At 71.3% G+C, this 8879-nt stretch carries 9 protein-coding genes; 5 read left to right on the top strand and 4 right to left on the bottom strand.

What is annotated here, in order from left to right; translation table 11 throughout:
- Positions 1 to 337 precede the first annotated feature (337 nt).
- Positions 338 to 871, top strand: coding sequence for an ATP-binding protein (locus ACWCO8_RS07670; protein ID WP_451031424.1), 534 nt, complete (start codon positions 338 to 340; stop codon positions 869 to 871).
- Here ACWCO8_RS07670 and idi read toward each other — a convergent pair.
- From idi to ACWCO8_RS07650, 4 genes are all read right to left on the bottom strand, one after another.
- Entirely contained in the window at positions 837 to 1445 is a 609-nt protein-coding gene (gene idi, locus ACWCO8_RS07665) for an isopentenyl-diphosphate Delta-isomerase (protein WP_451031423.1), read from the bottom strand. The two genes, ACWCO8_RS07670 and idi, sit on opposite strands and share 35 nt — an antisense overlap.
- A gap of 142 nt (positions 1446 to 1587) precedes the next feature.
- Positions 1588 to 2841 carry a GNAT family N-acetyltransferase gene (locus tag ACWCO8_RS07660; RefSeq protein WP_451031422.1) on the bottom strand — a complete coding sequence of 418 codons (1254 nt, stop codon included), beginning with the start codon at positions 2839 to 2841 and terminating at the stop codon, positions 1588 to 1590.
- A 240-nt stretch (positions 2842 to 3081) separates the two neighbouring features.
- Positions 3082 to 4023: a cation diffusion facilitator family transporter gene (locus ACWCO8_RS07655; RefSeq protein WP_362002681.1), complete on the bottom strand. Its 942-nt coding sequence runs from the start codon at positions 4021 to 4023 to the stop codon at positions 3082 to 3084.
- Between the two features lie 335 nt (positions 4024 to 4358).
- Positions 4359 to 4637: a hypothetical protein gene (locus tag ACWCO8_RS07650; protein WP_451031421.1), complete on the bottom strand. Its 279-nt coding sequence runs from the start codon at positions 4635 to 4637 to the stop codon at positions 4359 to 4361.
- Between ACWCO8_RS07650 and ACWCO8_RS07645 the strand changes: the two genes are divergently transcribed.
- Genes ACWCO8_RS07645 through ACWCO8_RS07630 form a run of 4 tightly spaced genes read left to right on the top strand, consistent with a single transcriptional unit; the run spans position 4518 to position 8818 of the window.
- On the top strand, positions 4518 to 6278 hold the full coding sequence (locus ACWCO8_RS07645) for a DUF5941 domain-containing protein (RefSeq protein ID WP_451031448.1): 1761 nt from the start codon (positions 4518 to 4520) through the stop codon (positions 6276 to 6278). The genes ACWCO8_RS07650 and ACWCO8_RS07645 overlap by 120 nt on opposite strands.
- A complete protein-coding gene (locus ACWCO8_RS07640) occupies positions 6275 to 7012 on the top strand; it encodes a phosphocholine cytidylyltransferase family protein (protein ID WP_362002683.1) in 738 nt (245 codons plus the stop codon). Before ACWCO8_RS07645 ends, ACWCO8_RS07640 begins: the two co-directional genes overlap by 4 nt.
- The gene (locus ACWCO8_RS07635; protein ID WP_451031420.1) at positions 7000 to 8061 is read left to right on the top strand and encodes an iron-containing alcohol dehydrogenase family protein; all 1062 of its coding nucleotides are present in this window, start codon (positions 7000 to 7002) and stop codon (positions 8059 to 8061) included. The genes ACWCO8_RS07640 and ACWCO8_RS07635 overlap by 13 nt, the downstream gene beginning before the upstream one ends.
- On the top strand, positions 8039 to 8818 hold the full coding sequence (locus ACWCO8_RS07630) for a CDP-alcohol phosphatidyltransferase family protein (RefSeq protein ID WP_362002686.1): 780 nt from the start codon (positions 8039 to 8041) through the stop codon (positions 8816 to 8818). The genes ACWCO8_RS07635 and ACWCO8_RS07630 overlap by 23 nt, the downstream gene beginning before the upstream one ends.
- Positions 8819 to 8879 lie beyond the last annotated feature (61 nt).

The raw sequence follows: 8879 nt of genomic DNA, 5'->3' as shown, positions 1-8879 counted from the left end.
TCGCCAACGCTCCGCGTTGACTCCCTCCTCCGCCTTGCGATCGCACGCACCAGACCCCGCTCCCTGATCCGGCCTGATCCAAACGACAGGCCCTAGGTCGGCGTATCGTCGGCGTCGTCGCACCGCTGGGCCACCGCCGCACCGGACGAGTCGCCGGGCACCCCTCCGAAGGTGTCAACGGAGCGTCAGGAGCGGTCGAACAACTGACGTTGGCATACTCACCCGATCAATTTGTGGTCGATAAGTGTCGACTTCTGGTCAGTAGCCCGGTCTGGACCTGCGCATTGCCAAGACTTGACGTGTGGCGACAATCGAGCACGAGGGTGGGAGCCGGACTATGGAGAGCGGGAGCGTCCCCGCACGGCCACCGTCCTACGAAGGGGTCTGGCGCTTCACCGCTCCCGCGGTCGACGTCTCTGTTCCGCAGGCCCGGCACGCTGTACGGGACCTGCTGGTCCGTCAGGGAGTGCCGGTCCACGACGACACGGTCCACGGCCTGCTCCTGATCGTCTCGGAGCTGGTCACCAACGCCGTCAAGCACGCGGCGCTGCTCTCCCCCGAGGTGGCGGTGGAGGTGGCGATCGGCGCGGAGTGGATCCGGGTGTCCGTCGAGGACAACCATCCGTACCGCCCCAAGGCGCTGGAGGCGGACTACGGTCAGACGGGCGGCCGCGGGCTGCTCCTGGTCCGGGAGATCGCCCTGGAGTCCGGCGGCGCCTGCGACGTGGAGCACACCGCGAGCGGCGGGAAGATCATCTGGGCCGCGCTGCCCCTGATCCCGGGGTACGCGGCGCCGGGGGAGGCGCCGTCGGCGCTCCCCCCGGCCGTGCCCGGGATCACCAGCCCCCGGCGGGACCCGTCAGCTCCTTGATCGCCGGACGCGCCGCGTCCAGGACGGTCATGAACCAGGCGGAGAACGGCGCGCTCGCGTGCCGGTCCATCAGCTCCTCCGCCGTCACGTAGGCGGTCTCCTCGACCTCCTCCGGGTCCGGCCGCAGTTCGGCCTGCGCCATGCCGACGAAGAGGTGGTTGTACTCCTGCTCCACCAGGCCCGAGGCCGGGTCGGGGTGGTTGTAGCGGACCGTGCCCGCCTCGGCGAGCAGCGAGGGCGAGATCCCCAGCTCCTCGTACGTGCGCCGGGCGGCGGCCGCGAACGGCGCCTCCCCCGGGTAGGGGTGGCCGCAGCAGGTGTTGGACCAGACTCCGGGGGAGTGGTACTTGCCGAGCGCGCGCCGCTGCAGCAGCAGCCGGCCGGCCTCGTCGAAGAGGAAGACGGAGAAGGCCCGGTGGAGCTGCCCGGGGGCCTGATGGGCGGCGAGCTTCTCCGCCGTACCGATGGTGATGCCGTTCTCGTCGACCAGTTCGAGCATGATCGACGCCTGGGCTCCCGTCGGCTGGACACCGTTCGACGAGGTGTGAGCCACGCTGGCTGTTGTGGTCGGCATAACCGTCCTTCGCTTCGGTCTCGGCCCGGAGGGGCTCCCTCAGTCTGCCGTACAAAAGCCGCTTGTCCGTACTTCAGGAGGCCGGACATGGCCCGCTCCCACCACTCCGGAGTACACCGGAGCGGCGGGAGCGGGCGGGGCGTCAGACGCCGAAGGCCGCCGGATACTGGATCGTGCCCGACGGGACCGGGTGAGAGCCGTCGAGGACGAGCGCCCTCATGGCCTCGTCCGGCACGTCGAAGGACGGCCGGATTCCATATTCAGACGCGGGTGCGAACCCGAACCGGGGGTAGTACTCCGGATGGCCGAGTACCAGGACGAGCCGCTCGCCGCGCAGCCGCGCCGCGTCGAGCACCGCCCGGGTGACGGCCTCCCCGACGCCCTGCCGTTGGTACTCCGGTGCGACGGCGACCGGCGCGAGCGCCGTGGCCGGAACACCGTCGACGTGGCAGCGGGTGATCAGCGCGTGCCCCGCGATCGAGCCGTCCGGGGCCTCGGCCACGAACGAGAGCCCGGGCAGCCAGGCCCCGGCGTCCGCGCGGAGGGCGTCGACCAGATCGGCCTCGCCCCGGGTCTCGAAGGCCGCCGCGTTGATGTCCCATACGGAACGGATGTCGGCGGCGGTCTCCGCCCGCGTCCGCCACCGGGGGTCGGCGGGCCGCAGGGCGTATCCGGTGTAGCCGTACTCGCCGCCGTGGTCGCGGCGCATGGCGAGCTCCGCGCGGGTCGAGGCGAGGGTCCGGTCCATGCCGGGAGCGCCGGGATCGGCGGCATCGGCCCGCTCGGCGAGCGGACCGTAGTACTCGTCCCAGTCGCTCTCGGGCTGCGGTACGACCCCGAGGACGTGATAGCCGCCCTCGACGGCCGCCGCGGTGTTCGTGGACCGGGTGCGGAGCGGGTAGTGCTCGTCCCAGAAGGCGCGGGCCTCCTGGCTGGGCTCGTCCACCGTCCACTCGCACTCGGTGAGCACGAGGGTGCCACCGGGGGCGAGGAGTCGGCGCCAGGAGCGCAGGGCGGTGTCGAAGCCGATGGCGTAGGCGGAGCTCTCGGCCCAGACGAGGTCGAAGGACCCGTCGGGGAACGGCAGCGCGCCCATGTCGGCGTCGAGCGTACGGATCAGGTCGCCGAGCCCGCGGGCGTCGGCCGCCCGGCGCAGCTCGTCGAGGAACGGCTGGTGCAGATCGACGGCCGTCACCTCCGCCCCGGCCTCGGCGGCCAGGAGCAGCGCGGAGCGGCCGGGGCCGCAGCCGAGGTCGAGCACACGGGGCCGCTCGGGGAGCGGACCGGAGAGCACGAGCAGACGGCGGGTGGTGGCGTCGGAGCCCGGACCCTGGCGCGGAAGGCCGTGGTGCAGGGCCCAGAAGGCGTCGTGAGATGCGTTGTTGTTGTCGGACAACGTGGGAAACCCTTTGTGAGAGGGCCCCGGGCCGACGGGTGATCGGTTCGGAAGAACCGGGATCAGGTCAGCCGAGGACCCGGAAGCTGAAGCTGGACCGGGCGCTGCCGCACTGGGCAGCCTCCATCGCGACGGTCATCAACCTCAGCTCCTCTCTCACCTCACGCGTCTCACGCACTCGGTTCGAACGCGTGTCGATCAAGCCTAACAGGGCTCACGGACAGCGCCCACGGCCAGAACTCACAGACAGAGCTTGGCCTCGTGCGCGGCGTGCCCCACGGGCTCCAGCTGGAAGGTGCAGTGCTCCACGTCGAAGTGGGAGCCCAGGCACCCCTGAAGGTCGTGCAGCATCTTCTCGTGGCCGACGGAGTCGAGCGCCGCCTGGTCCACCACCACGTGGGCGGAGAGCACCGGCATGCCGGAGGTGATCGTCCAGGCGTGCAGGTCGTGGACGTCCTCGACGCCCGGCAGCGCCAGTATGTGCGCGCGGACCTCCGCCATGTCGACGCCCTTGGGAGCCGCCTCCAGGAGGACGTCCAGCGTCTCGCGGAGCAGCTTGATCGTGCGCGGCACGATCATCAGGCCGATCAGGATCGAGGCGATCGGGTCGGCGTACTGCCAGCCGGTGGCCAGGATGATGCCGGCCGAGACGAGGACCGTCACCGAGCCGAGCGCGTCCGCGAGCACCTCCAGATAGGCGCCGCGCACGTTCAGGCTCTCCTTCTGGCCGCGTACCAGGAGGGAGAGCGAGACCATGTTGGCGACCAGACCGATCAGCGCGAACATGATCGTCAGACCGCCCTTGGTCTCGGCGGGCTCGATGAACCGCTGGATCGCCTCGTACAGCACATAGGTGCCGACGCCGAGCAGCAGCAGACAGTTGGCGAGGGCGGCGAGGATCTCGGCCCGCGCGAAGCCGTAGGTGCGGTTCTCGGTGGGCGGGCGGTTGGCGAAGTGGATCGCGAGCAGCGCCATCGCGAGGCCGACCGCGTCGGTCGCCATGTGGGCCGCGTCGGCGATCAGGGCGAGCGAGTCGGAGACGATGCCGCCGATGATCTCGACCACCATCACGGACAGCGTGATCGCGAGCGCGATCCGCAACCGGCCCCGGTAGGCAGCCGCCGCGGTCCCCGTGGGCGGGGGTCCTCCGTGGCTGTGCCCGTGGTCGTGTCCAGCCCCCATGACGTCGCCTCTCCCTCGTGTCGAACTCGTATCGAAATCCCGTGTTTCGCGTCACCGCGAGTCGCTCCGATTCGCCAGTGAACTACGGGTGGGGGGTATGCGCAACACGGCACTGAACACCGTTGTCATATCCTCTGACCTGCGGTGATGCGCGTTCGGCGGTACGGCGCGAGAAGGTGGGTAGGGACGGCCCTCACATGCGGTTTGTGGGGCGGCGGGTCGATCACCCATGATGATCTCCGTGGGGCCTGGCGCACTCGGAAGGATTCGAGTGGGCCCGGGGGAATCCGCCCCGCAAAGCCTCGGTGAACTCCGGTCATGTTCATCCGATAGCCTCAGCCGACGTGCCGCCGCCCGATGCCGGGCCGAGCCGCCGTGCCCGGGGCCGTGCCGTGAGGCCCGAGGGCCCGCCCGTCAGCTCCAAGGAGTGAGTTCGTCTGTCGACCGCCATCCTCACCGGTCCTCCGGTACCCGGATCGTCGCTCGACGGCGATCTGCGGTCGCTCGGCTTCGACGTCCGGGTCGCCTCCGGCCCGCAGGACACGGGAGCGCTGCTCGCCGCCGTACCGGCCGGTGAACGGGTCGCCGTCGTCGACCCGCGCTTCGTCGGACACCTCCACGCCCTGCGGCTTGCCCTGACCGACCCCCGCTTCCCCGCCGCCGCGGCGCCCGGCGCGCTCAGCGCGCAGCCCGAGGCCCGCCCCGCGCTCGCCCGTGCGCTGACCGACGCGTACGCGACGGTGCCCGGCGCCCCCGCGGCGCCCGCCGCCACCGGCGAGAGCCTGCCCGACGCCCTCGCCGAGGCCCTCGACGCCGACGGCGTCGCCGTGCACCGGCCCGCGCTCGGCACGCTCGTCGCCGCCGTGCCGACCGACGCCGAGGCCCGCCACGAGGCCCGCGCCGCCGTCGCCGCCGTCGACGACGAGGCCGTACGACTGCGCTCCGCGGTCAAGGCCCACGACGGCTTCTTCACCACCTTCGCCATCAGCCCGTACTCGCGCTACATCGCCCGCTGGTGCGCCCGGCGAGGCTTCACCCCCAACCAGGTCACCACGGCCTCGCTGCTCACCGCGCTCGTCGCGGCCGGCTGCGCCGCCACGGGCGAGCGCGGCGGATACATCGCCGCCGGGGTGCTCCTCCTCGTCTCCTTCGTCCTGGACTGCACCGACGGGCAGCTCGCCCGCTACTCCCTGCAGTACTCGACGATGGGCGCCTGGCTCGACGCCACCTTCGACCGCGCCAAGGAGTACGCCTTCTACGCGGGCCTCGCCCTCGGCGCGGCCCGCAACGGCGACGACGTCTGGGCGCTGGCGCTCGGCGCGATGGTCCTCATGACCTGCCGGCACGTCGTGGACTTCTCGTTCAACGAGGCCAACCACGACGCCACGGCCAATACCAGCCCCACCGCCGCGCTCTCCAGCCGACTCGACAGCGTCGGCTGGACCGTCTGGGTCCGCCGGATGATCATCCTGCCGATCGGTGAACGCTGGGCCATGATCGCGGTCCTCACCGCCGTCACCACCCCCCGGATCACCTTCTGGGCGCTGATCATCGGCTGCGCCTTCGGCGCCTGCTACACCACCGCGGGCCGCGTGCTCCGCTCGCTGACCCGCAAGGCGAAGCGGTCGGACCGAGCCGCCCAGGCGCTCGCCGACCTGGCGGACAGCGGCCCGATCGCGCAGTTCATCGCGCACTCGCCGGGCAGCACCCGGGGCCGCTGGACCGCCCCGCTGGCCGCGGCCGTCGGAGCGGCGATCCTGCTGGTGGAGGCGGGCGACAAGAGCGTCGGCAGCTACTGGGTCGTCCTGGCCGCCGTGGTGTACGTCCTGGCCGCCGGCATCGCCGTCGGGCACCCCCTCAAGGGGCCCCTCGACTGGCTCGTCCCCCCGATCTTCCGGGCCGCCGAGTACGGGCTTGTCCTGATCCTCGCCGCCCGCTCCGAGGTGAACGGTGCCTTGCCCGCGGCTTACGGGCTCGTGGCGGCCGTCGCCTACCATCACTACGACACGGTGTACCGCATCCGCGGCGGCACCGGCGCCCCGCCCACCTGGCTGGTGCGCACCATCGGCGGGCACGAGGGCCGCGTCCTGCTGGTGACGGTCCTCGCCGCCCTGCTGGCGAGCCGGGGCGACGACTTCGCCCTGGCGCTCACCGCCCTCGCGGTCGCCATCGCGCTCGTGGTGCTCGTGGAGTCCATCCGTTTCTGGGTGTCCTCCGGAGCACCTGCCGTACATGACGAAGGAGAAACAGCATGATTGGCCTCGTACTGGCAGCCGGTGCCGGACGGCGTCTGCGCCCCTACACCGACACGCTTCCGAAGGCCCTCGTGCCTGTCGACGGTGACACCACCGTCCTCGACCTCACGCTGAAGAACTTCGCGGAGGTCGGCCTCACCGAGGTCGCCATCGTCGTCGGCTACCGCAAGGAGGCCGTGTACGCGCGCAAGGAGGCCCTCGAGGCGCAGTACGGCCTGTCGATCACGCTGATCGACAACGACAAGGCCGAGGAGTGGAACAACGCCTACTCCCTGTGGTGCGCCCGTGAGGTCCTCAAGCGCGGTGTGATCCTCGCCAACGGCGACACCGTTCACCCGGTCTCCGTCGAGAAGACCCTGCTCGCCGCGCGCGGCGACGGCCAGAAGATCATCCTCGCCCTCGACACGGTGAAGAACCTCGCCGACGAGGAGATGAAGGTCATCACGGCCGAGGGCAAGGGTGTCCAGCGGATCACCAAGCTCATGGACCCGGCCACCGCCACCGGCGAGTACATCGGTGTCACCCTCATCGAGCCCGAGGCCGCCGAGGCGCTCGCCGACGCGCTGAAGGCCACCTTCGAGCGCGACCCCGACCTCTACTACGAGGACGGCTACCAGAAGCTCGTCGACGACGGCTTCACCATCGACGTGGCGCCCATCGGCGACGTCAAGTGGGTCGAGATCGACAACCACGACGACCTCGCGAAGGGCCGTGAGATCGCGTGCCAGTACTGACCCGGCTGATCCCTTCGCCGGTCGTCGTCGACATCCGCCGGGGAGCGCTGGACGACCTCGCCGGCCTCCTGGCGGACCAGCGGATCTCCAGCAACGGGCGGATCGCCGTCGCGATCAGCGGTGGCTCGGGCCTGAAGCTGCGTGACCAGTTCGCGCCCGAGCTGCCGGGCGCGGACTGGTACCCGGTCGACGGCGGCACGATCGACGCGGCGGTCAAGCTCGCCGACGCGATGCGCGGCAAGCGGTACGACGCCGTGGTCGCCCTCGGCGGCGGCAAGATCATCGATGTCACCAAGTACGCGGCGGCCCGGGTCGGGCTGCCGCTGGTCGCCATCGCCACGAACCTGTCGCACGACGGCATCTGCTCGCCGATCTCCACCCTGGACAACGACAACGGGCGCGGCTCCTACGGTGTGCCGACCCCGATCGCGCTGGTCATCGACCTCGACGTGATCCGGGACGCCCCGGTGCGCTTCGTCCGCTCCGGGATCGGCGACGCGGTCTCGAACCTGTCCGCCATCGCGGACTGGGAGCTCTCGCACCGGGAGACCGGCGAGCCGGTCGACGGCCTCGCCGCGGCCATGGCCCGCAGCGCGGGCGAGGCGGTCCTGCGCCACCCCGGCGGCGTCGGCGACGACGACTTCCTCGTCACCCTCTCCGAGGGCCTGGTGATGTCCGGCATCGCCATGTCGATCAGCGGCGACAGCCGGCCCTCCTCGGGCGCCTGCCACGAGATCAGTCACGCCTTCGACCTGCTCTTCCCCGAGCGCGCCGCCAGCCACGGCGAGCAGTGCGGGCTCGGCGCGGCCTTCGCGATGCACCTGCGCGGTGCCGCCGAGGGCTCGCTCCAGATCGTCGAGACGCTGCGCCGTCACGGCCTGCCCGTGACCCCGCAGGAGATGGGCTTCAGCGTGGACGAGTTCGTCCGCGCCGTGTCCTTCGCCCCGCAGACGCGCCCCGGCCGCTTCACGATCCTCGAACACCTCGAACTCTCCGACGACCAGATCAGGGACGCGTACGCCGACTATGCAAAAGCCATCGGTAGCTGAGCTCCGCCCGGTCGTGCACCCGGCCGGTGTGAAGGACCGGCGCAGCGGTGAACACTGGGGCGGCCGCCTGTACATGCGCGAGATCTCGCTGCGCATCACCCGTCACCTGGTCAAGACCAAGATCACGCCGAACCAGCTGACGTACGTGATGACGATCTGCGGCGTCCTCGCGGCCCCCGCCCTGCTCGTGCCGGGCATCTGGGGCGCGGTCCTCGGTGTCGTCGCCGTCCAGCTCTACCTGCTGCTCGACTGCGTCGACGGCGAGGTCGCCCGCTGGAAGAAGCAGTTCTCGCTCTCCGGCGTCTACCTGGACCGCGTCGGCGCCTACCTGTGCGACGCGGCCGTCCTGGTCGGCTTCGGGCTGCGCGCCGCCGACCTGTGGGGCGGCGGCCGGATCGACTGGCTGTGGGCCTTCCTCGGCACCCTCGCCGCGCTCGGCGCGATCCTCATCAAGGCGGAGACCGACCTCGTCGGCGTCGCCCGCCACCAGGGCGGGATGCCGCCGGTCAAGGAGGCGGCGAGCGAGCCCCGCTCCTCCGGCATGGCCCTCGCCCGCCGGGCGGCCGCGGCGCTGAAGTTCCACCGCCTGGTCCTCGGCATCGAGGCCTCCCTGCTGATCCTGGTCCTCGCGATCCTCGACACGGTCCGGGGCGACCTGTTCTTCACCCGCCTCGGTGTCGCGGTCCTCGCGGCCATCGCGCTCCTCCAGACGGTGCTGCACCTGGTGTCGATCCTGGCGTCGAGCCGGCTGAAGTGAGGACCGGCTGACATGGCCAGGAGCGGGCGGACGAGCGACATGACGACGAGCAGGGGGACGA

The sequence above is a fragment of the Streptomyces sp. NPDC001927 genome, assembly GCF_053594455.1.
This window is presented reverse-complemented; position numbering and strand designations above follow the sequence as displayed.

Bases quoted from the DNA above. Each gene is read 5' to 3' on its own strand.
- ACWCO8_RS07630 (WP_362002686.1), top strand. From the start codon at position 8,039: ATGCAAAAGCCATCGGTAGCTGAGCTCCGCCCGGTCGTGCACCCGGCC.
- idi (WP_451031423.1), bottom strand. From the start codon at position 1,445: ATGCCGACCACAACAGCCAGCGTGGCTCACACCTCGTCGAACGGTGTC.
- ACWCO8_RS07655 (WP_362002681.1), bottom strand. From the start codon at position 4,023: ATGGGGGCTGGACACGACCACGGGCACAGCCACGGAGGACCCCCGCCC.
- ACWCO8_RS07640 (WP_362002683.1), top strand. From the start codon at position 6,275: ATGATTGGCCTCGTACTGGCAGCCGGTGCCGGACGGCGTCTGCGCCCC.
- ACWCO8_RS07670 (WP_451031424.1), top strand. From the start codon at position 338: ATGGAGAGCGGGAGCGTCCCCGCACGGCCACCGTCCTACGAAGGGGTC.